This is a genomic window from Variovorax sp. W2I14 (genome assembly GCF_050435205.1).
Classification (GTDB): Bacteria; Pseudomonadota; Gammaproteobacteria; order Burkholderiales; family Burkholderiaceae_C; genus Variovorax; species Variovorax paradoxus_C.
Genome location: NZ_JBNDJX010000001.1, coordinates 5,171,551 through 5,193,717, shown reverse-complemented (window position 1 = coordinate 5,193,717; position 22,167 = coordinate 5,171,551). Strand labels below are relative to the sequence as shown.

Annotated in this window: 23 protein-coding genes; 8 read left to right on the top strand and 15 right to left on the bottom strand. The window is 68.0% G+C overall.

Features of this window, described 5'->3' with window-relative positions; translation table 11 throughout:
- Nucleotides 1-21 precede the first annotated feature (21 nt).
- A complete protein-coding gene (locus QF040_RS24210) occupies nt 22-852 on the top strand; it encodes an isocitrate lyase/PEP mutase family protein (RefSeq protein ID WP_429613152.1) in 831 nt (276 codons plus the stop codon).
- A 16-nt stretch (nt 853-868) separates the two neighbouring features.
- Nucleotides 869-1,447, top strand: coding sequence for a uracil-DNA glycosylase family protein (locus QF040_RS24205; protein ID WP_429613151.1), 579 nt, complete (start codon nt 869-871; stop codon nt 1,445-1,447).
- Here the strand turns inward: QF040_RS24205 and QF040_RS24200 are convergent, their stop codons facing one another.
- Nucleotides 1,448-3,139, bottom strand: a complete 1,692-nt coding sequence (locus QF040_RS24200) for a hypothetical protein (RefSeq protein ID WP_429613150.1) — start codon at nt 3,137-3,139, stop codon at nt 1,448-1,450.
- 68 nt (nt 3,140-3,207) lie between these two features.
- On the bottom strand, nt 3,208-3,402 hold the full coding sequence (locus QF040_RS24195) for a DUF1127 domain-containing protein (RefSeq protein ID WP_429613149.1): 195 nt from the start codon (nt 3,400-3,402) through the stop codon (nt 3,208-3,210).
- 90 nt (nt 3,403-3,492) lie between these two features.
- Here QF040_RS24195 and QF040_RS24190 point away from each other — a divergent pair, with 90 nt between their 5' ends.
- The gene (locus QF040_RS24190; RefSeq protein ID WP_429613148.1) at nt 3,493-4,383 is read left to right on the top strand and encodes a LysR family transcriptional regulator; all 891 of its coding nucleotides are present in this window, start codon (nt 3,493-3,495) and stop codon (nt 4,381-4,383) included.
- Here the strand turns inward: QF040_RS24190 and QF040_RS24185 are convergent.
- The 3 genes from QF040_RS24185 to QF040_RS24175 form a co-directional block, all read right to left on the bottom strand.
- Complete coding sequence (locus QF040_RS24185; RefSeq protein ID WP_429613147.1) at nt 4,374-5,411, bottom strand: aliphatic amidase; 1,038 nt, start codon at nt 5,409-5,411, stop codon at nt 4,374-4,376. The two genes, QF040_RS24190 and QF040_RS24185, sit on opposite strands and share 10 nt — an antisense overlap.
- A 192-nt stretch (nt 5,412-5,603) precedes the next feature.
- On the bottom strand, nt 5,604-6,104 hold the full coding sequence (locus tag QF040_RS24180) for a hypothetical protein (RefSeq protein WP_429613146.1): 501 nt from the start codon (nt 6,102-6,104) through the stop codon (nt 5,604-5,606).
- Nucleotides 6,101-7,054 carry a LysR family transcriptional regulator gene (locus QF040_RS24175; protein WP_429613145.1) on the bottom strand — a complete coding sequence of 318 codons (954 nt, stop codon included), beginning with the start codon at nt 7,052-7,054 and terminating at the stop codon, nt 6,101-6,103. The genes QF040_RS24180 and QF040_RS24175 overlap by 4 nt, the downstream gene beginning before the upstream one ends.
- A gap of 95 nt (nt 7,055-7,149) precedes the next feature.
- Here QF040_RS24175 and QF040_RS24170 point away from each other — a divergent pair, with 95 nt between their 5' ends.
- Nucleotides 7,150-8,148: an NAD-dependent epimerase/dehydratase family protein gene (locus tag QF040_RS24170; protein ID WP_429613144.1), complete on the top strand. Its 999-nt coding sequence runs from the start codon at nt 7,150-7,152 to the stop codon at nt 8,146-8,148.
- A 105-nt stretch (nt 8,149-8,253) separates the two neighbouring features.
- On the opposite strand, the gene QF040_RS24165 is transcribed toward QF040_RS24170, so the two are convergent.
- The 5 genes from QF040_RS24165 to QF040_RS24145 are packed head-to-tail and all read right to left on the bottom strand — an operon-like array spanning nt 8,254 to nt 12,139.
- Nucleotides 8,254-9,183 carry a glutaminase gene (locus tag QF040_RS24165; RefSeq protein ID WP_429613143.1) on the bottom strand — a complete coding sequence of 310 codons (930 nt, stop codon included), beginning with the start codon at nt 9,181-9,183 and terminating at the stop codon, nt 8,254-8,256.
- 8 nt (nt 9,184-9,191) lie between these two features.
- On the bottom strand, nt 9,192-10,100 hold the full coding sequence (locus QF040_RS24160; protein WP_429613142.1) for a DMT family transporter: 909 nt from the start codon (nt 10,098-10,100) through the stop codon (nt 9,192-9,194).
- Nucleotides 10,101-10,134: 34 nt separating this feature from the next.
- The gene (locus QF040_RS24155) at nt 10,135-10,647 is read right to left on the bottom strand and encodes a BON domain-containing protein (protein WP_429613141.1); all 513 of its coding nucleotides are present in this window, start codon (nt 10,645-10,647) and stop codon (nt 10,135-10,137) included.
- On the bottom strand, nt 10,647-11,156 hold the full coding sequence (locus QF040_RS24150; protein WP_429613140.1) for a flavin reductase family protein: 510 nt from the start codon (nt 11,154-11,156) through the stop codon (nt 10,647-10,649). The genes QF040_RS24155 and QF040_RS24150 overlap by 1 nt, the downstream gene beginning before the upstream one ends.
- Before the next feature lie 41 nt (nt 11,157-11,197).
- On the bottom strand, nt 11,198-12,139 hold the full coding sequence (locus QF040_RS24145) for a LysR family transcriptional regulator (RefSeq protein ID WP_429613139.1): 942 nt from the start codon (nt 12,137-12,139) through the stop codon (nt 11,198-11,200).
- Between the two features lie 110 nt (nt 12,140-12,249).
- Between QF040_RS24145 and QF040_RS24140 the strand changes: the two genes are divergently transcribed.
- The gene (locus tag QF040_RS24140) at nt 12,250-14,241 is read left to right on the top strand and encodes an alkyl/aryl-sulfatase (protein WP_429613138.1); all 1,992 of its coding nucleotides are present in this window, start codon (nt 12,250-12,252) and stop codon (nt 14,239-14,241) included.
- A 7-nt stretch (nt 14,242-14,248) separates the two neighbouring features.
- On the opposite strand, the gene QF040_RS24135 is transcribed toward QF040_RS24140, so the two are convergent.
- A complete protein-coding gene (locus QF040_RS24135; RefSeq protein ID WP_429613137.1) occupies nt 14,249-15,478 on the bottom strand; it encodes a nucleoside recognition domain-containing protein in 1,230 nt (409 codons plus the stop codon).
- Nucleotides 15,479-15,546: 68 nt separating this feature from the next.
- Here QF040_RS24135 and QF040_RS24130 point away from each other — a divergent pair, with 68 nt between their 5' ends.
- The 3 genes from QF040_RS24130 (at nt 15,547) to QF040_RS24120 (ending at nt 18,831) form a co-directional block, all read left to right on the top strand.
- Nucleotides 15,547-17,124 (top strand): phospholipase D family protein, encoded by a 1,578-nt coding sequence (locus tag QF040_RS24130; protein ID WP_429613136.1) that lies wholly within the window; start codon nt 15,547-15,549, stop codon nt 17,122-17,124.
- Nucleotides 17,125-17,210: 86 nt separating this feature from the next.
- Entirely contained in the window at nt 17,211-18,368 is a 1,158-nt protein-coding gene (locus QF040_RS24125; protein WP_429613135.1) for an ABC transporter substrate-binding protein, read from the top strand.
- Between the two features lie 97 nt (nt 18,369-18,465).
- Nucleotides 18,466-18,831, top strand: coding sequence for a hypothetical protein (locus QF040_RS24120; protein WP_429613134.1), 366 nt, complete (start codon nt 18,466-18,468; stop codon nt 18,829-18,831).
- 15 nt (nt 18,832-18,846) lie between these two features.
- Here QF040_RS24120 and QF040_RS24115 read toward each other — a convergent pair whose 3' ends face one another.
- From QF040_RS24115 to QF040_RS24100, 4 genes are read right to left on the bottom strand one after another with little or no spacing between them, the layout of a single operon-like run.
- Nucleotides 18,847-19,569 carry an ABC transporter ATP-binding protein gene (locus tag QF040_RS24115; protein ID WP_429613133.1) on the bottom strand — a complete coding sequence of 241 codons (723 nt, stop codon included), beginning with the start codon at nt 19,567-19,569 and terminating at the stop codon, nt 18,847-18,849.
- Complete coding sequence (locus QF040_RS24110; RefSeq protein WP_429613132.1) at nt 19,562-20,338, bottom strand: ABC transporter ATP-binding protein; 777 nt, start codon at nt 20,336-20,338, stop codon at nt 19,562-19,564. The genes QF040_RS24115 and QF040_RS24110 overlap by 8 nt, the downstream gene beginning before the upstream one ends.
- The gene (locus QF040_RS24105) at nt 20,335-21,297 is read right to left on the bottom strand and encodes a branched-chain amino acid ABC transporter permease (RefSeq protein ID WP_429613131.1); all 963 of its coding nucleotides are present in this window, start codon (nt 21,295-21,297) and stop codon (nt 20,335-20,337) included. Before QF040_RS24105 ends, QF040_RS24110 begins: the two co-directional genes overlap by 4 nt.
- Complete coding sequence (locus tag QF040_RS24100; RefSeq protein ID WP_429613130.1) at nt 21,294-22,154, bottom strand: branched-chain amino acid ABC transporter permease; 861 nt, start codon at nt 22,152-22,154, stop codon at nt 21,294-21,296. Before QF040_RS24100 ends, QF040_RS24105 begins: the two co-directional genes overlap by 4 nt.
- Between the last annotated feature and the right edge of the window lie 13 nt (nt 22,155-22,167).

Genomic DNA, 22,167 nt, shown 5'->3' with positions numbered 1-22,167 from the left:
AGCAAGAAAGATGAGGCCCCCATGACCCGCACCGTCGCCCAGAAACGCGCCGACTTCCGCGCGCTCCACGAACAGGGCTGCTTCGTCATCCCCAACCCCTGGGACACCGGCAGCGCGCGCTACCTGCAGGGCCTGGGCTTCAAGGCACTGGCCACCACGAGCTCGGGCCATGCGTGGTCGCAGGGCTTTGCCGACGGGGCGCAATCGCGCGATGTCGTGCTTGCGCACCTGCGCGACATCGTGGCGGCGACCGACCTGCCGGTGAACGCCGACTTCGAGAACGGCTTCGCATCCGACGCGCAAGGCGTGGCCGAGAGCGTGCGGCTCGCGGTCGAGACCGGCGTGGCGGGCCTGTCGATCGAAGATTCGACGGGCGACGCTACGAATCCGCTCTTTCCCATCGATGTCGCGGTCGAGCGCCTGCGCGCCGCGCGCCGGGCCATCGATGCGGCGGGTGGCGACATCTTGCTCGTGGGCCGCGCCGAGAACTTCTTCGCGGGCCGGCCCGACCTGAACGACACCATCGCGCGGCTCAAGGCCTATGCGGAGGCCGGAGCCGACTGCCTCTATGCGCCCGGCATCAAGACACGCGAGCAGATTGCCGCCGTGGTCGCGGCCGTGGCGCCGAAGCCCGTCAACCTGCTGGTCGGCGGGGTGAGCGATCTCACGATGAAGGACATCGCCGATCTCGGCGTGCGGCGCGTCAGCGTGGGCGGCGGGCTCGCGCGCGCGGCATGGGGCGGCTTCGATCGCGCCGCGCGCGCGCTCGCCGAACACGGGCGCTTCGACGGTTTCGAGGGGGCCGCCGCGGGTGCGGATCTCAATGGGTTCTTCGGCCGTTTTTCCAGTTAGCGGACCGGCCGGCGCCATGGATGCGCTGCTCACGGAAATCCGCGATTGCCGCGCCTGCGCCGCGCACCTGCCGCTCGGGCCACGTCCCGTCGTGCAGACCAGCGCCACGGCGCGCCTGCTGCTCGTCGGCCAGGCGCCGAGCATGACGGTGCACACCACCGGCGTGCCGTGGAACGACAAGAGCGGCGAGCAGCTGCGCCGCTGGCTCGGCATCGACCGCGAAGTGTTCTACGACGCCACGCGCGTCGCGCTCATGCCGATGGGTTTCTGCTACCCGGGTCGCGGCACCAGCGGCGACCTGCCGCCGCGCAGGGAATGCGCCGAGCTCTGGCAGGCGCGGCTGCTCGCAGAGATGAAGCAGGTCGAGCTCACGCTGCTGATCGGCCAGTACGCGCAGCGCCACTTCCTGGGCGCGGCGCGCAAGGCCGGCGTGACCGAAACCGTCGAGGCCTTTGCGGAATACGGGCCCCGCTTCATTCCGCTGCCGCATCCGTCGCCGCGCAACACCGGCTGGTTCAAGCACCACCCGTGGTTCGAAAGCGATGTGCTGCCGGTGCTGCGCGAGCGCGTGCGGCAGGCGCTCGCGCAGCGCTGATCAACGGGCTGTGCGGCGCACGGCCTTCTTGCGCGCTGCGGGGCGCCGCGGCGGCTTCGACTCCAGCACCAGTTCCGCGGGCAGCGTGTCGTTCCACGATTCGGTGAAGTAGGCGCGATCGCTCGGCACGAGCAGAGGCAGGGCTTCGCGCAACACGCCCAACGACTGCTCGGCCGCTTCCAGGTCGCCGGCATGCGCCGCATACCAGGCGTGCTCGAACAGAAGGCTGCAGTGCTGCAGGCCCGGGTAGCGCCGCCGACCGGCCTGGTGATCGGCCAGCCGCGCCTGCGCCACATCGACCCAGCGCGCTGGCCAATGCGTGGCATCGAAGGCATCGGCCAACGGTCCTGCGAGCCTGGAGATCGCCGCCGGGTCCAGCGGCTTCTGCATGCGGAATTGCGCGAGGGTGGGTTGCTTGTCGGGCCGGCAATGGCCACGCGCGATGCGCATCAGGTAGATCGCATTCCATGCCGAGCGGCCTTGCCCGTCGGCGTGGCCGCAAAGCCATTCGCTGAAGGCGATCCACTGCACTGCGCGGCGCGTGGTGTCGGCGTGGCCATCGTGCGCGAGCGCGGGAAGATCGGAGAGCCCGACGCGATCGAACAGCCAAGCCGCCATGCCCATGTTGGCGGCCACGTGCTGGGCTGCGTCGAACGAATGCGATTCGAAGGCCGCGGCCAGCGCCTCGCCGAAGCGCTGCAGCGACTCTTCGGCGAGCGCGGCGGCGGCCGGCTTGTCGTCGGCCGAGAGCCCGAGCGCGCGCGAGCGGCACACCAGCGCCCAGAGATTGCACCACTCGAAGCGCACATCGGGGTGATGCCGCAGCACCAGCCCGCGCGCCGCGTCCTCGGCCATGCCGCTCAAGAGCGATTGCGCGAGCGGCAGATCGCGCGCCGTGTAGGCGCACCACGCCGAGACGATGCATTCCATCGCGCCCAGGTAGTCGTTGCCCGCCACGTGATGCGCCAGGCGCTGCTTCTTGAGCGCCTGAAGCCGCCGACGTGCCTGCTCGTTGTCGCCGAGCCGGCGCCACAACATCGCTTCGTTGAGCGTGACCAGTGCGCGCTGAAAGTCGGTGGTGGCCAGCGTGCCGGCCAGGCGGATCGACTCCAGCGCGCTGGCCGGCAAACCGGTCGCGCTGCTGTCCGGCCTGGGCGCTATCGGTGTCATGAGCCGGCCCTGCCGCGCCGCCTGCTGCGACGCGACCAGTTGCTTCCAGAACGCCGCGTCCTGCAGATGCACCGCATCGGGCGGCGGCGAACCGGGTTCCGCCGTGCGGCGCTTGCGCGAGCGCAGGCCGAGAAAGGAGGCCACCTCCGCGGCGGTGGCCGCGTGGCCCTCCACCAGCACGCGCAGGCGCTTCGCCTCGGCGGCCGGCAGCCAGAACGGTCCCTGGCTGCGCCGCTCGGCATTGAGGAAGCGCGGCTCGCGCTGCGTGTCTTCGCCCCAGCCGACTTCGATGTTCCAGGCCTTGAAGTCGCGGAAGGCGCGGCTCACGACCATGCGCAGCGTGCTCGCATCGGAGACTTCGCCGCGCAGGTCGGCCAGTCGCACGAGGCCGCCTTCGGCATCGTGCGCGTGCTGCATGCGCACCAGCAGCCAGAGCGACTGGAAGGCCGCGCGCTTGCCGTTGACCGACTGCGGCGAGGTGAGTTCGATGGAGAGCGGGGCGGGTGTCTTGAGTTGGGGCACGCCCCGGATTGAACCTCAAATTCAGGGGCGAAGGCTGAAGGCCGGCGCCGCTTCCTTCGCTTCTTTCTTCAGTACCGCTCGCGGTCGATCAGCTCGCGGACTTCGCTGCGGCCGATGCCTAGGTCGCGCAGTTCGTGGTCGCTCATGCCGGTCAGGTGCCGTGAATCGGCGCGGCTGCGTCGGCGCTGTGCGGCGCGGCGGCGCCAGTCGTGCAGGGCATGCATCAGGCGTTGATGAAAAGTCGAAGGCTTCGGCGCTGTCACGGTGGGCTCCTTGGTGGGGAGCGCTCATCTTCAGTCGCTGCATGCTATTGTGGAAGTTGAGATTCCTGAACCACACAATCAGCATTCCTGATGCGACAGCTCAACCTCGACCAACTGCGAACGCTCATCGCCATTGCGGACCTGGGCACGTTTTCGGCGGCCGCCAAGGCGCTGCATTTGGCGCAACCCACGGTGAGCCTGCACATCAGCGAACTCGAATCGCGCCTCGGTGCGCAGCTGGTGGTGCGCGGCAGCCGCACCGTCACGCCCACGGCCGCGGGCGCTGCATTGGTGGAGCGCGGCCGCAGGCTGCTGCGCGACACCGACGAGGCCATCGACGCCGTCAAGCGCCAGACCGAAGGCCGCACCGGTCGTGTGCGGTTGGGCACATCGACCGGCGTGGTGGTCGACCTGTTGCCGCAGGTGCTCGAGGCACTGGGCACGGTGCATGCGGGCATCGACGTGGAGGTGAGCATCCTCGGCTCCAACGAGGCGATGGCACGGCTGGCCGCGGGCACGCTGGACATCGGGCTGGTCGCGATGCCGCAGCCGCCTGGGCGCGATCTCGTCGTCACCCCGTGGCGCGACCAGGCCATGATGGCCTTCGTGCCGCAGCGCTGGAAGGCTCCGAAGCGCGTGACGCCCGCATGGCTCGCCGCGCAGCCGCTGATCTTCAACGACGCCACCACCCACATGTACCGGCTCACGATGGAGTGGTTCGCCGAGGCCGGCTTCGCACCGCGCGCGCGCATCGAGCTCAACTACGACGCGGCGATCCAGAGCCTCGTCGCCGCCGGCTATGGCGCGGCACTTCTGCCGCTGCAGCACACGGCTGACGATGCACTCAACCAACGCATGCAGGTGCTGCCGATCACGCCGAGGCTCACGCGCCGCCTGGGCATCGCGCACCGCTTGCCCGGCGTGATCGATGGCGCGACGCAGAGCGTGCTGAAGGTGCTGAGGACGTTCCGTCAGCTTTGATTGCTGCCTTCATTCGGAAGCCCCTCGATCGGACACTCGGCCGTGCCGATCGTGCGGCGCGTGAACGACTCCACCTGCTCGCGCGCGCCCTCGGGATCGTTGATCCACTGCTTGTAGAAGTCGAAGGGGCAGTCCGCCACGCCCTTGTCGCCGTCGCCCGAGTTGATGACGCCGGTGTAGCCGCGGTGCATGAGCTTGAAGAGGTGGTTCTGCGACTGGCCGTTCCTGCGCGCATCGCGGATGAGGCTCATCGAGAGCTCGGCGTAGTTGATGCCCATTTCTTCCTCGCCACATTCGCCGAGCGTGCGGCCGTCGAAGCCGATGAGCGCGGAGTGGCCGAAGTAGGAGTACACGCCGTCGAAGCCCGCCGCGTTGGCCACCGCCACGTAGGTGTTGTTCATGAAGGCCATCGCCTTGGACACCAGGATCTGCTGCTCCTTGGCCGGGTACATGTAGCCCTGGCAGCGGATGACGAGCTCGGCGCCGCGCATCGTGCAGTCGCGCCAGATCTCGGGGTAGTTGCCGTCGTCGCAGACGATCAGGCTGATCTTCATGCCCTTGGGGCCGTCGCTCACGTAGGTGCGGTCGCCGGGGTACCACCCCTCGATGGGCACCCACGGCATGATCTTCCGGTACTTCTGGACGATCTCGCCCTCGTTGTTCATGAGGATCAGCGTGTTGTAGGGCGCCTTGTCCGGGTGCTGCTCGTGGCGCTCGCCGGTCAGCGAGAACACGCCCCACACGTTGGCGCGGCGGCAGGCGTCCGCGAAGATCGCGGTCTCCTCGCCGGGCACGGTGGCGGCGGTGTCGTACATCTCCTTGGTGTCGTACATGATCCCGTGCGTGGAGTACTCGGGAAAGATCACCAGGTCCATGCCGGGCAGGCCCCGCTTCATGCCGACCAGCATCTCGCCGATCTTGCGTGCGTTGTCCAGCACCTCGGCCTTGGTGTGAAGGCGAGGCATCTTGTAGTTGACGACCGCGACGCCCACGCAATCGCTGCTGCTCGAAATATCACCATGTCGCATGACGCTGCTCCTGAAATCCTGATGGATGGTTGAGAAAACAAAAAGGCCCGGCCGGTGTTCAACCGGGTCGGGCCTGCTTGTCTTGTCCGGCAACGATTTCGCGTCGTCGGAGCCGATTGTTCTCAACTCATCGCGGGCTGCCCATACGTCATTTCGCTGATTGCGGGTTGCGGCGGGTGGGCGGGCAAGCGCTCAGCGCGGGCGGGCGAAGTCGGCCTCGATCCAGCTGGTGGCGCTGCCGGACGTGAGCTTGAAGGCCGGCGAGACATTCACGCTCGCCAGTTCGCTGTCGTCTTCGTCGTCGTGCGCGCTCAGCGTGGCCGAGGGGTTGTCCTCGTCGGGGACGATGACCAGCGCCACGCGAATGCGCCGGCCGTCGCGCGCCGTCACCGTCACGCTCTTGTTGAGCGTGGCGTGCAGCTGCTGCTCGTGGCGGCGGATCACCTCGGCGGCGGTCTTCACCAGCGTGGAGAAGGCGGGGCCGTCCATGGGCTTGGGATTCTTCTTGTCGCGGCCCATGGTCCAGGGGCCGACCAGCGCGGGCTCGGGGTCGCCGTCGCGGGTCATTTCGACGGCCCAGCCGTCGTCTTCCTCGTTCTTGATGATGCGGGCGGTCCAGCCTCTGTCTTGCCAGAAGCGGTCTTGCTGGAGGGCGGGGGTGTCGGGGTTTGCGGAGTCGATGGGTTCGGTCATTCGGAGGCTTGTGTTCGTGCGCGGCCTATTTTCCCCTTTGTCCCTTGCACGGGCGGATCGATGTAGGCCTGCAGTCCGTCGACCAGTGCATCGAAGGCCACGCGGCAGCGCGGGCTGTTGCGCAGGTCTTCATGCATCGTGATCCAGGTCTCCAGCTTCATCGAGAAAGCGCGCGGCATCAGGCGCACCAGCGCGGCATCGCGCCGGGCGAGGCCGGCCTGGCAAATGCCGATGCCCGCGCCGGCGCGGATCAGCGCCAGTTGCGCGAGGTCGCTGTCGGTGCGCAGCGAGAAAGCGTCGCGGCCGTAGCCCGGCAGCGCCTTGCCCGCGTTGCGCACGAACGCCGAAGGCTGGTCGTAGCCGATGACGGCGTGCGCCGCGAGGTCTTCCATCTTGCGCGGCGTGCCGTGGCGGGCCAGGTAGTCCTTCTGCGCATGAAAGCCCAGTTCGATCTGCCCGACGCGGCGCGCGACCAGCTGTTCCTGCTTCGGCCGCACCATGCGCACGGCGATGTCGGCTTCGCGCCGCAGCAGGTCCTGCACGCGGTTGGTAAGCACGAGCTCGACCTTCAACGCGGGGTGCGCCTGGCGCAGCCGCGCGACGATGGGCGGCAGCACCTCGACGCCGATCACCTCGCTGGCCGAGATGCGCACGACGCCTCGGATCTTTCCTTCGCCTTCGCCCTGGCTCGTGGCAGCGCGCTCCAGCGAAGCGGCGGTGCTCTCCATTGCTTCGGCGTGGCCCTGCAATGCAAGCGCCACCTCGGTGGGCATCAGCCCCACCTGCGAGCGCGTGAACAGCACCACGCCGAGCGCCGTCTCGAGCGCGGCGACATGGCGGCCGGCCGTCGGCTGCGTGATGCCCAGCGCACGCGCCGCGCCGGAGAGCGAGCCTTCCCGCAGGACGCCGAGGAACGAGCGGTACAGCTCCCAGCCGATGTTCGAAGTCATACGCAAATGTATAGCTGCTGTCTCATGTTCGGCAATTCCAATGGAACAGGCATCGACCCAGAATTGGCCCATCGACAACATTTCTGGAGCATTTCATGGCACACGACAACAACACGGTTCTGGTTCTCGGCGCAACGGGCGGCATCGGCGGCGAGGTGACTCGGCAACTTCGCCAGGCGGGATGGACGGTGCGGGCGCTCCGGCGCGGCATGGCGCAGCCCATGAAGCAGGAGGACGGCATCATCTGGCTGCGCGGCGACGCGATGGACCGGCAGGCCGTCATGGACGCCGCGAAGGGTTGCTCGGTCATCGTGCATGCGGTCAACCCGCCCGGCTACCGCAACTGGGCGCAGCTGGTGCTGCCGATGCTCGACAACACCATCGCCGCCGCAAAGGCTGAAGGCGCGACCATCGTGCTGCCTGGCACGGTCTACAACTACGGCCCCGATGCGTTCTCCGGACCGATTGGCGAAGACGCGCCGCAGCAGCCCGTCACCCGCAAGGGCGCCATCCGGGTCGAACTGGAGCAGCGCCTCGAAGCCGCCAGCCGCAACGGCGCCCGCGTGCTCATCGTGCGTGCCGGCGACTTCTTCGGGCCGAAGGCCGGCAACAACTGGTTCTCGCAGGGCTTGGTGAAGGCGGGGCTGCCGGTCAAGGCCGTGAGCTATCCAGGCAATGCCAACACGGCGCATCAATGGTCGTACCTGCCGGACGTCGCCCGCACCATGGGCGCCTTGCTGGCGCGGCGTGACAGGCTCGAACCCTTTGCCCGCTTCCACATGGCGGGCCATCGCGACACCGACGGCACGCAGATGAGCAACACGATCCGCAATGTGGTGGCGCGCCGCACCGGCACCACGCCGCGCGTGACGGCCTTCCCGTGGTGGCTGCTGACGCTGGCTTCGCCCTTCGTCACCACCCTGCGAGAAATGCGCGAGATGCGCTACCTGTGGCAGACACCGGTGCTGATGGACAACGCGAAGCTGGTGGCCTTCCTCGGGCACGAGCCGCACACCCCGCTGGAAGAAGCGGTCGAGGCGTCGCTGGAAGGCATGGGCTGCCTGGGTGCGGCGCCGATGGCGGTTACGGCATAAGCGACTCGACCCACCGTTCGGGCTGAGCCTGTCGAAGCTGTGCGCGGCGCTTCGACAGGCTCAGCGTGAACGGGTTTGCTTTTTTTGGAGGGGGTGCGGCCCGGATCAGAAAACCGAGAGCCCCGTGCGCGTCACGAACAGCTCCAGCGCCTTCATGCCCAGCAGCGAATTGCCCGTCGCATCCAGCGCCGGCGACCAGACGCAGAGCGTGAGCTTGTCGGGCACGACCGCCACGATGCCGCCGCCCACGCCGCTCTTGCACGGCAGCCCGATGGAGAACGCCACGTCGCCCGCGGCATCGTAGGTGCCGCAGGTCAGCATCAGCGCGTTGATGCGCCGCGTCTGCCGCTCGCCGGTGATCTCGGGCTCGCCATCGATCGGATGCGCGCCGTCGCGGCAAAGGAAGGCGGCGGCGCGCGCGAGTTGGCGGCAGCTCATGCGCAGCGAGCACTGGTGGAAGTAGGTGTCGAGTACCGTGCCGACGTCGTTGTCGATCTTGCCGAAGCTCTTCATGAAGTTCGCGAGCGCCACGTTGCGAAAGCCCGTGTCGGCCTCGGACTTCGCCACCTCTTCATCGAACGCAATCGGCTCGCCGCACAAGCCGCCCATCAGCGCGAGGATGTCGGCCTTCGCGCTGCCGCCATTGGCCGCCGCCTGGCTCACCAGACGGTCGGCCACCGCGATCGCGCCTGCATTGATGAACGGATTGCGCGGCTTGCCCTGCTCGTTCTCCAGCTGTACCAGCGAATTGAACGGATTGCCCGAGGGCTCGCGCCCGATGCGTTCCCACAGCGCGTCGCCCATGCGCTGCATCGCGAGCGTCAGCGTGAAGAGCTTCGAGACGCTCTGGATCGAGAACGGCACCTCGCCATCGCCCGCGAAGGCTTCTTCGCCCTCGCAGGTGCGCAGCGCGATGCCGAACTGCCGCGCATCGACACGCGCGAGCGCGGGGATGTAGCTGGCCACGGTGCCTGCTTGGCCGAGTTCGGGGCGCAGGGTGGCGACGATGTCGTCGAGAACGTGCTGGAAGTTCATGGCCGCGCTCATGCCGTGCGTTGCACCGCGGGGCGCCGGTTCACCAGCACGATGCCGAGCGCGACGCCTGCGAGCGCCACCATCAGTTGCAGCGTCAGCGGCTCCTTCAGCAGGACCACGCCGAACACCAGTGCGAAGAGCGGCGTGAGAAAGGTGAAGGACGACATCTGCGTCGCGGGGTAGTGCCGAAGCAGCCACATCCAGGTGAGGTAGCTCGCGAACGCGCCGATCACGGTCTGCAGGCCGATCGAGGTCCAGGCCCAGCTGGAGTACGAAAAGCTCCAGGTCTCGCCCAGCGCGAGCGACAGCACCGGGCACGCCGCCGCGGTCACCGCCACCTGGTAGAAAAGCGTTTTCTCCGCGCTGGCCGTGGCGAGCTTGGTGGTGCGCAGCGTCAGCGTGGTCAGGCCCCAGAGCATGCCGGCCGCCAGGCCCATCGCATCGCCGATGAGTTGCGACGAACTCATGTGGCCGAAGCCTTCGCTGAAAGCGAGCACAACGCCCGAGAACGCGATGAAGAGCCCGAGCCATTGAAAGCCGCGCAGGCGCTCGGCGGGCACCCAGCGCGGCAGCAGCAGCGAGACCCAGAACGGCGCGGTATACAGGAACACCGTGAGCCGCGAGGCGCTGGTGTGCTGCAGGCCGAGGTAGATGCCGGCGAACTCGCCCGCGAAGAGCGCACCGGCCAGCAGGCCGGGCCACAGCGTGCCGTCGCGGTTGAACAGCGGCACGCCGCGCGAGGCGCACCACAGCCACAGGAGCACGGTGGCGCCCACCATGCGGATCGAGGCCTGCCACATGGGCGGCACTTCGGTCACGGTCGTCTTGATGAGGATCTGCTGCAGGCCCCAGAACGCGCAGCACGCGATGAGAAGGCCGATGGCGAGGGAGTCGAGGTGGGTCTTGCGCTGGATCATTCGTCGTCTGGTTGTCGTTGTTCGCTTCGTTCATTTATCGGCCGGCCACCGGATACGGCGGCTTGCCCCGCGTGCCGATCATCAGGTCGGGCACCACCGTCTCCACATCCGGCACCGCACGCGCTGCGCGTTCGAGCCGCTTGGCCAGCGCGGGCGTCGGCACGCAGCCCTGCAGGTAGACCCAGCGGCGCTGAACCATCACCCAGACGCTGCCGCTGCGCATGCCGGGCACGGCCAGCAGCGCGGCGCGCACCTTGGGCGCGAGGGGTTTGTCGTAGCGGTAGGCGTTGCTGTCGGTGCACTTGCCGGCGAGCCAGCAACTGGTGCCGCGCTCCAGGCGCGAGTGGGTCTGGGCACGCCGTTCCTCGGCGGTATAGAAGGGGCCTTCGGGCACGGCGCAGGCCGCAAGGCCGGTGGACACCTGGAAGAACGGGTCGTCGAACCAGTTCTGCTTGGGCGCCGTTCCCGCTGCGTCCTGTGCCTGCTGCTGCGCTACCGCGGTCTGCGCGGCCAGCAGCAGGACGGGCATGAGCGCAGCGGTGCGCATCACAAGGGATGTTCCGTGTAGAAACGTCCGCCGTGGAACAGCAACGGCGAGGCGCCTGCGTCGTGGGTGCAGCGCTCGACTTCGCCGACAAAGATCACGTGGTCGCCTTCGTCGTAGCGGCTGCGGTTGAAGCACTCGAAGCTCGCCGCAGCGCCGACCAGCACCGGCGCGCCTCCGATGCCCCGGGTGAACTCCACGTCGGCCCAGCGGTCGATGTTCTTGGTGGCGAAGCGCTCGGCCAGTTGCTTCTGGCTCGCGGCCAGGATGTTGACCGCGTAGTGCGAACCGGTGCTGAGCGCGGGCATCGAGCCCGCCGCGCGGGCCAGGCTCCACAGCACCAGCGGCGGCGTGAGCGACACCGAATTGAAGGAGTTGGCCGTGAGGCCGACCAGCGTGCCGTCGGCCGCGCGCGCGGTGACGATGGTGACGCCCGTGGCGAACATGCCGAGCGCTTCCCGGAACTCGTCGGGCGAAAAGGAGGGCGCTTGGGCCCGGCGGGGAGTGGTCACGAGGGAGGCTGGGCGGTGGTCGGCAAGAGGGCCATTTTGGCTCAGCGACTGGCGGGCCGCTTGAACGGCGCCATCAACTCTGTCACGAGGCGGGTATAGACGGTGGCGGCGGCAGAGGGCGTGCGGCCCGCGAGCGTGACCAGGCTGTAGTGCGTCTGCATGCCCGCGAAGCCGGCGATCGGCAGGGGCACGAGGGCGTCGGTGTCGGTGTTCAGGGCCGGCGCGTGCAGCGCATGCGGCGCGAGGATCACCGCGTTGGCGGTGAGGGCAAGGTGGCGCAGGGTGCCCGCGTCGTCGCAGGTGACGTTGAACACGCCGCGTTCGTCGCGTCCATCGCGCCAGGTGTCGCGCTGCACATGGCGCTCGAAATGCGCGGCCACTTCGGCGGGCAGGTTCGGGCCGGCCAAGGGATAGGCCATCGCCTTTTCCAGCGTCACCTGCTTCAGCCGGCGCAGTGGGTGCTTCGGCTGCACGAAGAAGGACACCGGCAGGTCGGGCAGGCGCGCGAGCTTCAGGCCGGGCTGCTTCTTCAGGTCGCGGGTGTCGGCGATGAACAGGTCCAACTGCCGCCGGTGCAGCCGCTCGCTGAGCGTGACGGTGTCGGCCACTTCCATGCGCATGAGCAATTGCGGGTGTCGCTGCGCCATCAGCGACAGAGCCATGCGCCCGAGCGTGCTGGCAGCGAAGGGGCCGAGCCCCACGGCAAGGCTGCCGATGGCCAGGCCTTCGAGCTGCAGCACGTCGCGCTGGATCTGCTGCGCATCGGCGATGAGCTCGCGGGCGCGCGCGAGCACCAGCTCGCCGGCCTGGGTAAAGCGCACGGTGCCGTAGGCCCGGTCGACCAGGCGTGCCTGCAGCTTGTCTTCGAGCATGTCGATGCTGCGCGAGAAAGCGGGCTGCGACAGGTGCACCGCCTGCGCGGCCCGGCCGAAGCTGCCTTGCTCGGCAAGGGCGACCAGATGCTGGAGTTGGCGCAGCTGCATTTTGCGTTTTCCGTAAAAAGGACTCGCACATTTTGCATTTGCCAATGCTTCGGGCGATTCGGAAAATCGCGCGCTGCTGTTCCCGCTCCACCGAAGACAAAGAGACACCGATGACCGCTTCTTCCGCCTGCTCCTCCTTTTCCTTCCCCGTGGCCCTGGTTGCACTGGCCTGCGCCTTCGGCAGCGCACACGCCTTCGCCCAGATCGCGCCCAAGCCACCTGAAGCCGCCACGCTCAAAGCCAATGCCGACATGGCGAAGACACTGCCCTTTGCCAACCGGCAGGACTTCGAGGACGCGATGCGCGGCTTCATCGGCACGGTGCCCGATGCGCTCGTGCCCGGCGCCGGCCCGCGCCCGGCCTGGAGCATGAAGCCCTATGACTTCCTGAAGTCGAACGAGCCCGCCGACAGCGTCAATCCGAGCCTGTGGCGTCAGGCACAGCTCAACGCGATCCACGGCCTCTTCCGGGTGACCGACCGCGTCTACCAGGTGCGCGGCTTCGACATCGCGAACATGACCATCGTCGAAGGCGACACCTCGCTGATCGTCATCGACCCGCTGCTCGCGGCCGAGACGGCGCGTGCCGCGCTGGCGCTGTATTACCAGCACCGCCCGAGGAAGCCCGTCGGCACGGTGATCTACACGCATGGCCATGCCGACCACTTCGGCGGCGTGAAGGGTGTGGTCGACGAGGCCGATGTCGCCGCGGGCAAGGTGCAGGTGATCGCGCCTTCGGGCTTCATGGAAACCGCGGTGGCCGAGAACATCCTCGCGGGCAATGCGATGAGCCGGCGCTCGCAATACCAGTTCGGCACGCTGCTGCCGCCGGGCGCGCGCGGGCAGGTCGACACCGGCCTGGGCAAGGCGCTCGCGCGCGGCACCATCACGCTGATCGCGCCGACCTCGACCGTCGACAAGACGACCGAGGAGCGCACCATCGACGGCGTGCAGGTCGTGTTCCAGCTGGTGCCGGGCTCCGAGGCGCCCTCGGAAATGCTCATGTACCTGCCGCAGTTCCGCGTGCTCAACATGGCCGAGGACGTGACGCACACCATGCACAACCTCTACACGATCCGCGGTGCCGAGGTGCGCGACGGCAATCTGTGGGCCAGGTACATCGACCAGGCGCGCGTGGCCTTCGCCGGCAAGACCGACGTGCTGATCGCCCAGCACCACTGGCCGACGACGGGGCAGGCGCGCATCGCCGACCTGCTGAAGAAGCAGCGCGACATGTACAAGTTCATCAACGACCAGTCGCTGCGCCTGCTGAACCAGGGCTACACCGCGGCCGATATCGCCGAGACGCTGCGCATGCCCGCGAGCCTGGAGCAGGAATGGTCGGCGCGCGGCTACTACGGCACGCTCAGGCACAACGCCAAGGCGGTCTACCAGAAGTACCTCGGCTGGTACGACGCGAACCCCGCGAACCTGAACCCGCTGCCGCCGGTCGACTACGCGAAGAAGACGGTGCAGTACATGGGCGGGGCGGATGCGGTGGTCGCGCGGGCGCGGGACGATTTCAAGAAGGGCGAGTACCGCTGGGTGGCGAGCGCGATGAGCCAGGTCGTCTACGCCGACCCCACGAACCGCGCGGCGCGCGAGCTCGGCGCCGATGCGCTCGAGCAGCTCGGCTACCAGTCGGAGGCCGGCACCTGGCGCAGCGCCTACCTCGTGGGCGCGATGGAGTTGCGCAATGGCGTGCCCAAGATCCCGGGCGGCAGCAGCTCGAATGCCGACACGCTCAAGGCGGTGAGCAACGACCTCTTCTTCGACTTCCTCGGCGTGCGGCTCGATGCGGCCAAGGCCGAGGGCAAGACGATGGTCATCAACTGGAACTTCACCGATTCGAACCAGCAGTTCGTGCTGACGCTGGAAAACTCGGCGCTCACGCACATCGCCGGCCAGCAGCCCGGCGCCGACGCCACGGTGACGCTGAGCCGCGCCACGCTCGATGCGATCACGCTGAAGGAGACGAGCTTTCCCGCGGCGGTGCTGGCGGGCAAGGTGAAGATCGATGGCGATCGCACGAAGCTCGGCGAGCTGATGGCGATGCTCGATACCTTCGAGCCGATGTTCCCCGTGGTCGAGCCGCGGAAGTGAACCTGGCTCAGCCGAAGAACCAGTAGCACACCGAAATCGCCGCGACCACGCCCGCCAGCTCGGCCAGCAGCGCGCACGTCACCGCATGCCGCGCGCGCTGGATGCCGACCGCGCCGAAGTACACGGCCAGCACATAGAAGGTGGTCTCGGTGCTGCCCTGGATGGTGGCGGCCACCAGCGCCGGGAAGCTGTCGACGCCCTGGCTCTTCATGGTTTCGATCAGCATTGCGCGCGCCGCGCTGCCCGAGAAGGGCTTGACCAGCGCGGTGGGCATGGCGTCGACGAAGCGTGCATCCCAGCCGCCCGCGGTCACCAGCCAGCGCAGACCGCCGAGGATGAGGTCGAGCGCTCCCGAAGCCCGCAGCACGCCGACCGCGCACAGCATCGCGACCAGGTACGGCAGCAGGTTCTTCGCGATGTCGAAGCCTTCCTTCGCGCCTTCGATGAAGCATTCGTAGACCTTGATGCGCCGGATCGCGCCGGCCGCCAGGAACACGAGGATCACGCCGAAGAGCGCGAGGTTGCCCATCAGCGAGGAGAGCGAGGCAATCGCCACCGCCGACAGCGTGCCCAAGAGGGCCATGAAACCGCCGAGCACCAGCGCGCCGGGGATCAGGTAGGCCAGCACCACCGGGTCCCAGAGCCGCAGGCGCTGCGCAACGGCCACCGTGAGCAGCCCGACCAGCGTCGATGCGCTCGTCGCCAGCAGGATCGGCAGGAACACCATCGTCGGGTCGGGCGCGCCTTGTTGCGCGCGGTACATGAAGATGGTGACGGGCAGCAGCGTCAGCGATGAGGCGTTGAGTACGAGGAAAAGAATCTGCGCGTTGGTGGCGGTGACCGGATCGGGGTTCAGCCGCTGCAATTCGCGCATCGCTTTCAGCCCAATGGGCGTGGCGGCGTTGTCCAGGCCGAGCGCATTGGCCGCGAAGTTCATCGTGATGAGGCCGAGCGCCGGATGTCCCGCAGGCACCCCCGGCATGAGCCGCCGGAACAACGGTCCGAGCAGCCGCGCGAGCCAGCCGACCAGCCCCGCCGCCTCGGCGATGCGCAGGAAACCGAGCCACAGCGTGAGCGTGCCGAACAGCAGCACCATCACCTCGACTGCGAGCCGCGCCATCGCGAACAGGCTCTCGACCAGCGCCGCGAACACGGTCGGATCGCCGCCGACGAGCCACCGCACCAGCGCCGCGAGCGCCGCCATCCCGAAGAAACCCAGCCACAAGCCGTTGAGCACGCTTTTTTCCTTTTGTCGGCGCGATCATAGGTCGCCGCGCACGCGCGCTGCGCGCTACAGTTCGGCCCATGCGCGCCTCCCTCGTCCGCAGTTTTGCCACCCTCCTGGGGGTGCTTGCGGCGGCGTGGCTGACCGGTTGCGTCAGCCTTCCGCCGCCCGAGCCGCGCACGCCGGTCATGGCCATCACCGATGTGGCGAACACCGAACTCGGCCAGCTCGCGGCCAAGGACGTGCCGGGCAATTCCACCGCGCTCTCGGGTTTCCGGCTGCTTCCGGAAGCGGCGTTCGCGTTCGATGCGCGCATCTCGCTCGCGCGCCACGCCGAGAAATCGCTCGACGTGCAGTACTACCTGATCCAGAAGGACGACGTGGGCCTCCTCTTCTTGAAGGAACTGCGCGAGGCCGCGGCGCGCGGCGTGCGGGTGCGCCTTTTGGTGGACGACCTCTACACGGCCGGCGAGGACGAGGTGTTCAGTTCGTTCTCGGCCTTTCCGAACGTGGAGGTGCGCCTCTTCAACCCGCTGCCTTCGCGCGCGGATTCGCTGGCCACGCGACTCCTGCTCTCCCTCACCGACTTCGGCCGCATCAACCACCGCATGCACAACAAGATGCTGATCGCGGACAACAGCTTCGCGGTCTCGGGCGGACGCAACATCGGCAACGAGTACTTCATGCGCAGCACGGCCGCGAACTTCATCGACATGGACGTGATCTCCAGCGGCCCGATCGTGCGGCAGATGTCCGAGGGGTTCGACCGCTACTGGAACAGTTCGCACGCCTGGCCCATCGAGCGCATCGCGCCGCGGCGCACGACGCCCGAGGCCGCGCAGCAACGCTTCGACGAGATCGTGCGCACGGCCGTGCCCGACGTGCCGATCCGCCCGCGTGACGTGCTGAACAAGTCGCCCGTCGGCGAGCAGCTGATCACCGGCAAGATCGACCGCTACTGGGCGCTGGGCACCTTGTTCATCGACGACCCCGAGAAGATCACGCGCAAGGCCGACGAGGCCTACCTGGGCAGCGTGACCGAGGGCGCGCTGAGCGTGATCAATGCGGCGCGCCGCGAAGTCACGATCGCCTCGCCGTACTTCATCCCGGGGCCCAAGGGCATGGAGGAGATGCGCGCCTGCATCGCCAAGGGCGGCCGCATCACGGTCGTGACCAACTCGCTGGGCGCGACCGACGAGCCGCTGGCCTACGCGGGTTACGAGCGCTACCGCGCCGACATGCTGAAGATCGGGGTGACCATCTTCGAGATCGCGCCCACGCTCACCGGGCGATCGGGGCGTTTCGGCGATTTCGGCCAATCGATCAGCCGGCTGCACGCCAAGCTCGCGATCGTCGACAACGAGCGCTTCTTCGTCGGCTCGATGAACCTGGACCACCGATCGGCCGCCGTCAATACCGAGGTCGGGCTGGTCATCGACAGCCCCGAGCTGGTGCGCGACTACAACCAGCTCATGATGGGCGAGCGCGTGAACCTCGGCTATCGCCTGCGCCTGGGACCGAACGGCCGGCGCGTGCAGTGGCTCGAATACGACGATGCGGGCGGCGACATCGTCCATGAAGACGAGCCAGGCGAATTCCTCTGGCTGCGCTTCAAGAACTGGCTGCTGCTGCCCATCGTGGGCGAAGAACTGCTGTAGCTGGCTGTCATCTCCGGCACGGTGACGTGCGTTACATTTCTGAGTGAAATGTGAATTTTTGTCACTGAATTCTGGAGACCTCGACCATGACCGTTCCCGAGCAGCGCGTGTTCCTTGCGCCGCCCACCACCAGCCGTCGCCGTGTGCTGACCGGACTGGCCGCCACCGCCGCCGCGGGCCTGGGCATGCCGGCCTTCGCGCAGGGCAAGCCGATCCGCATCGGGACCACCTTCGACAACAGCAGCGTGGAGAAGGCCAACGGGCAGGGGCTCTTCCAGGGTTCGAGCGCGTTCTTCAACGCGCTGAACAAGTCAGGGGGCCTCAACGGCGCCAAGGTCGAGCTGGTCATGGCCGACGACACCTTCAAGCCCGATGTGGCCAAGGCCAACGCGCTGGCCTTCGAGAAGGACAACTCGGTGCTCGCCCTGCTGCACCCGCTGGGCACCCGCCAGACCTCCGAGGTGATGGATGCCGTGCCCGGCATGGCCGTGGTCGGCCCGATCACCGGCACCGTCGCGCTGCGCAAGAAGGCCTCGCCCAACACCTTCTGGGTGCGGGTGAACTACGACCAGGAAGTTGAAAAGCTGGTGACCACGGCGGCCGTGCTGGGCCAGAGCCGCATCGGCCTCGTGCATTCGAACGACCCGCTGGGCCAATCGGTGCTGGCGGCATTCAAGGCCGCGCTCGCGAAGGCGAAGCTGGAGCCGGCCGTCATCGCGACCACGCCCAACACCACCAGCATGGAAGTCGGCCCCGCGGCCGAAGCCATCGCCAAGGCGAAGCCGCAGGTCGTCATCATCGGCCTGGCCGGCACGGCGCCGGTGTTCATGAAGGCGCTGCGCGATGCCGGTGGCAACAGCTCGGCGTACGGTCTGTCGATCACCGCCAGCGCGTTGGCCGCGATGGGCGATCTCGCGCGGGGTCTCGGCTTCGTGATCGTCGTGCCCTCGCCGTACTCGACCAAGTTCGAGATCGTGCGCCGCTACCAGGCCGACATGGTGGCCAACGGCACCAAGGATTTCTCGCTCACGAGCCTGGAGGGCTACATCAACGCCGCCGTGCTCGCCGAGGGCCTGCGCCGCGCGGGCGCCTCGCCCACCCGCGCCTCGGTGATGGCGGGCCTGGCCAGCATCGAGAACTTCGAACTGGGTGGGTTGAAGATCAACTACGGCCGCACCAACCGCGAAGGCGGGCATTTCGTGGACGTGGCCGTGATCGGCAGCCGCGGGCAGATGCTGAGCTGATCCGGGTTCGTATCGCGCGCCGTGGCGCGCGGTAGCGTGCATCGGTACTCCGGTAGACGCCGGCTGGTTTTCGGGGGCGCGACCTTACAGTGCGCGCATGGTCCTCGACTTCTGCATTTCCTTCGGCCTGGCCGCCCCTGTGGTGCTGAGCGTCGTTCTCTATCAAGTCGGCCATCGCGCCGTCGCGCAAGGACGCGTGGGTCCGGTGACGGCCAGCCTCGTCTACGGCCTGTGCGTGGCGGCGCTGCCGCTGGCCGTGTGGTGGGGCGTCCACGCCATCGCGGAGTTCTACATCGTCGGGGAGGGCACCTCGTTCTTGAAGTCGGTACTGCAGATCGGGCTGGCCTTCATCATGTATGCGTACCTCTGCATCTCGTGGGCCCTGAGCTTCGTGGCGGCGTGCCTCGCCGCATGGCGCTTTACGGTCTGCGCGAACCGGTTGAAGCAGGAAGCCCTGGCCTGACGGCGGGCGGGTCGTTCAGCCCGCCACGTCCTCGGCGATTCCCACGCCCAGCAGCCCTTCGAGCAACCCCTTGTCGGCCGCGAGTTCCGCGCTCGGGCCGGCGTGCACCACGGTGCCGCGCTCCAGCACGATGGCCTGGTGCGTCATCTCCAGCGCGAGCACCGGGTGCTGCTCGACCACGATCGACGCCAGCCCTTCCGATTCGCACAGCCGCCGGATCGCCGCGGACAGCTCCTCCACGATGATCGGTGCGAGGCCTTCCATTGGCTCGTCGAGCAGCAGGAGCTTGGGGTTGGTCATCAGCGCGCGGCCGATGGCCAGCATCTGCTGCTCGCCGCCCGAGAGCTGGTTGCCGTAGTTGCCGCGGCGCTCGCGCAGGCGCGGAAAGAAGTCGTAGACGCGCTTCAGGTTCCAGCCACCCAGCCGCGCGATCACCGTGAGGTTTTCCTCGACGGTGAGCGAGGGGAACACCTCGCGCTCCTGCGGCACCCAGCCCAGGCCGGCGCGCACGCGCTGGTGCGAGGGCCAGCGTGTGATGTCCACGCCTTGCCAGCGGATCGCACCCTGCATCACGCGCGTGTTGCCCATCAGCGTTTCGAGCAACGTGGTCTTGCCCACGCCGTTGCGCCCGAGGATCGCGAGGCTTTCGCCCTGCTGCAGCGAGAAGTCGAGACGGTCGAGCACCACGGCGTTGCCGTAGCCGGCGGTGACGTGGTCGAAGGCGAGCGCTTCAGGCATGGCGGTGGGAGCTTCCAAGGTAGACCTCGCGCACGCGCGGGTCGGCGCCGATTTCGGCGGGCGTGCCTTCGGTGAGGATGCGGCCGCCCACCAGCACCGAGATGCGGCGGGAAAAACGGAACACGAGCTTCATGTCGTGCTCGATGAAAAGCACGCTGATGTCGTCCGGCAGTGCCGCGATGGCTTCGAAGAGTTCGCCGCTTTCGCCTTCGGGCACGCCGGCCGCGGGCTCGTCGAGCAGGAGGATGCGGGGCTTGGCCGCAAGCGCGAGCGCGATCTCCAGCAGCCGCTGCTTACCGTAGGCGAGCTCGGAGACCGGTACGTCGGCCAGGCTGTCGAGCTTCAGCGTGCCGAGCAGCGCATGTGCCTCGTCGAACACCGCGGTGCAGCCCTTGAGCGGCCGCCACCAGGTGGCGCCCAGCCCTTCGCGCTCGCTGATCGCCAGCACCACCGACAAGAGCGGCGTGAGGCTGGGGAACAGCGTGTTGATCTGGAAGGTGCGCGCCAGGCCCATGCGCGCGCGCTTGTCGCCCGACAGACGCGTGATGTCGCGATCGCCCATGTGGATCGATCCGCTCGTGGGTTTGAACACGCCGGTGAGCAGGTTGATGAGCGTGGTCTTGCCCGCGCCGTTGGGCCCGATCAGCGCCTGCCGCGCGCCGGGTTCGAGCGAGAGGTTCACTTCGCTCACCGCCTGGAAGGCGCCGAAGCGGATGCCGAGGTCGCGGGTGCGCAGGGTGTGCGTGCCGTTCGTGGTGAAGGAACTCATCGCGCCTTCCCCGTCCGCACGAAGCGCGAGAGCGCGCCCATGATCCCGCCGCGCCCGAGCATCACCGCCGCGATCAGGAAGATGCCGAGCCAGAACATCCAGTACTGCGGGTTCATGTCCGCGAACCAGTCATGCACCAGCATGTAGACGATGGCGCCGATCATTCCGCCGTACAGGCGCCCGGTGCCACCGAGCACCAGGATGATCAGCACTTCGGCCGAGCGGTTGAAGCCGATCGATTCGATGCCGACGAACTGCGTCGTTTGCGCGAGCAGCGCGCCCGCCACGCCGGCCACCGCGGCCGAGAAGGCGTAGGCCATGCGCAGGCGCGCCTCGACCGGCGAGCCGATGGCCGTCATGCGCTTGCGGCTGTCGTGGATGCCGCGCAGCGCCAGGCCGAAGGGCGAGCGCAGCACCAGCCGCACCAGCAGGAACATCGCCAGCACCACGCCGAAGGCATAGCCGAATGCGGTCTTGCCGTAGAGATCGAACTCGAAGAAACCGAGCACCGGCGCGATGACCACGCCCTGCAGGCCGTCGGTGCCGCCGGTGATGCCCGAGAGCCGGTTGGCCAGTTCGTACAGCAGCACGCACACGCCGATGGTGATCATCAGCCGCGTGAGGTCGGCGCCACGCACCACGAGGTAGCTGAGGGCATAGCCGAGGAGGCCGCTCACGACCAGCGCGAACGCGAGGCCGGTGAAGGGCTCGCTCCAGCCGTACTTGGCGAGCAGGCCGGCCGCGTATGCGCCCGCGCCGAAGAAGGCCGCATGGCCGACGGTGAGGATGCCCGCATAGCCGAGCGCCATGTCGAGCGACACGGCGAACAGGCCGAAGATCATGATCTGGCTCATCAGCGTGAGCTTGTCGGGCAGAAGGAAGAAGCTGGATGCGAGCGCGACCCAGAAGGCGACTTCGGCGATGCGCAACTGCGCGGGTGACACGGTGAGGGCTTTCATGCGAGCCCCTTCTTCGCGACGATGCCGTTCGGCCGCACCAGCAGCATGACGATCATGAAGACGTAGATGAGAAAGGCGCCCGCTTCAGGCCAGTAGTACTTGCCGGCGACGTCGACGATACCCACCAGCAGCGCCGCGATGAACGGCCCGGTGACGGTGCCCGCACCGCCCACGCACACCACCATCAAAAAGTAGACGAGGTACTTGAGCGGGAACGACGGCTCCAGCCCCAGCATGCCCAGGCTCAGTGCGCCGCCCAGGCCCGCTAGGCCGCAGCCCAGCGAGAAGGTGAGAAAGAAAAGGCGCTGCACATGGATGCCGGTGGCGCCCGCCACGCGCTGGTTGTCCACCGCCGCGCGCACCATCGCGCCATAGCGCGTCTTGCCGAGCACCAGCAGCAGGGCCGCCAGCACGGCGACGCCGCAGACGATCAAAAAGAGCCGATAGCGGCCCACTTCGAGCCCGCCGATAGCGACCTGTCCGTCGAGCGCCGGCGGCAGCGTGAACGGCTGCATCGTCGGCCCGAAGAAATAGGTGAACGCGGCGATCGACACGAACACCACGCCGATCGACAGCAGCACCTGGTCCAGCGGATGCGCGCGGTACAGCCGCCGGTAGAACGCGAACTCCAGCACCGCGCCCACCAGCGCCGCGGACACGAAGGCGGCCGCGAGGGAGAGCCCGAAGCCCAGCCCCCAGTGGTTCATCAGCAGGCTCGCCGCGTAGCCGCCCACCATCGCGAAACTGCCGTGCGCGAGGTTGACGAAGTTCATCAGCCCCATCGTGATGGACAGGCCCACGCCGATGAGGAACAGGAGCATGCCGTAGGCCACCCCGTCGAAGATCACGATGCCCATGGGCCTCCTGGTG

Excerpts from the sequence above, each read along its gene's own strand:
- QF040_RS24210 (WP_429613152.1), top strand. The coding sequence starts at position 22 with ATGACCCGCACCGTCGCCCAGAAACGCGCCGACTTCCGCGCGCTCCAC.
- QF040_RS24205 (WP_429613151.1), top strand. The coding sequence starts at position 869 with ATGGATGCGCTGCTCACGGAAATCCGCGATTGCCGCGCCTGCGCCGCG.
- QF040_RS24190 (WP_429613148.1), top strand. The coding sequence starts at position 3,493 with ATGCGACAGCTCAACCTCGACCAACTGCGAACGCTCATCGCCATTGCG.
- QF040_RS24185 (WP_429613147.1), bottom strand. The coding sequence starts at position 5,411 with ATGCGACATGGTGATATTTCGAGCAGCAGCGATTGCGTGGGCGTCGCG.
- QF040_RS24180 (WP_429613146.1), bottom strand. The coding sequence starts at position 6,104 with ATGACCGAACCCATCGACTCCGCAAACCCCGACACCCCCGCCCTCCAG.
- QF040_RS24175 (WP_429613145.1), bottom strand. The coding sequence starts at position 7,054 with ATGACTTCGAACATCGGCTGGGAGCTGTACCGCTCGTTCCTCGGCGTC.
- QF040_RS24170 (WP_429613144.1), top strand. The coding sequence starts at position 7,150 with ATGGCACACGACAACAACACGGTTCTGGTTCTCGGCGCAACGGGCGGC.
- QF040_RS24165 (WP_429613143.1), bottom strand. The coding sequence starts at position 9,183 with ATGAACTTCCAGCACGTTCTCGACGACATCGTCGCCACCCTGCGCCCC.
- QF040_RS24160 (WP_429613142.1), bottom strand. The coding sequence starts at position 10,100 with ATGATCCAGCGCAAGACCCACCTCGACTCCCTCGCCATCGGCCTTCTC.
- QF040_RS24155 (WP_429613141.1), bottom strand. The coding sequence starts at position 10,647 with ATGCGCACCGCTGCGCTCATGCCCGTCCTGCTGCTGGCCGCGCAGACC.
- QF040_RS24145 (WP_429613139.1), bottom strand. The coding sequence starts at position 12,139 with ATGCAGCTGCGCCAACTCCAGCATCTGGTCGCCCTTGCCGAGCAAGGC.
- QF040_RS24140 (WP_429613138.1), top strand. The coding sequence starts at position 12,250 with ATGACCGCTTCTTCCGCCTGCTCCTCCTTTTCCTTCCCCGTGGCCCTG.
- QF040_RS24130 (WP_429613136.1), top strand. The coding sequence starts at position 15,547 with ATGCGCGCCTCCCTCGTCCGCAGTTTTGCCACCCTCCTGGGGGTGCTT.
- QF040_RS24125 (WP_429613135.1), top strand. The coding sequence starts at position 17,211 with ATGACCGTTCCCGAGCAGCGCGTGTTCCTTGCGCCGCCCACCACCAGC.
- QF040_RS24120 (WP_429613134.1), top strand. The coding sequence starts at position 18,466 with ATGGTCCTCGACTTCTGCATTTCCTTCGGCCTGGCCGCCCCTGTGGTG.
- QF040_RS24115 (WP_429613133.1), bottom strand. The coding sequence starts at position 19,569 with ATGCCTGAAGCGCTCGCCTTCGACCACGTCACCGCCGGCTACGGCAAC.
- QF040_RS24110 (WP_429613132.1), bottom strand. The coding sequence starts at position 20,338 with ATGAGTTCCTTCACCACGAACGGCACGCACACCCTGCGCACCCGCGAC.
- QF040_RS24105 (WP_429613131.1), bottom strand. The coding sequence starts at position 21,297 with ATGAAAGCCCTCACCGTGTCACCCGCGCAGTTGCGCATCGCCGAAGTC.
- QF040_RS24100 (WP_429613130.1), bottom strand. The coding sequence starts at position 22,154 with ATGGGCATCGTGATCTTCGACGGGGTGGCCTACGGCATGCTCCTGTTC.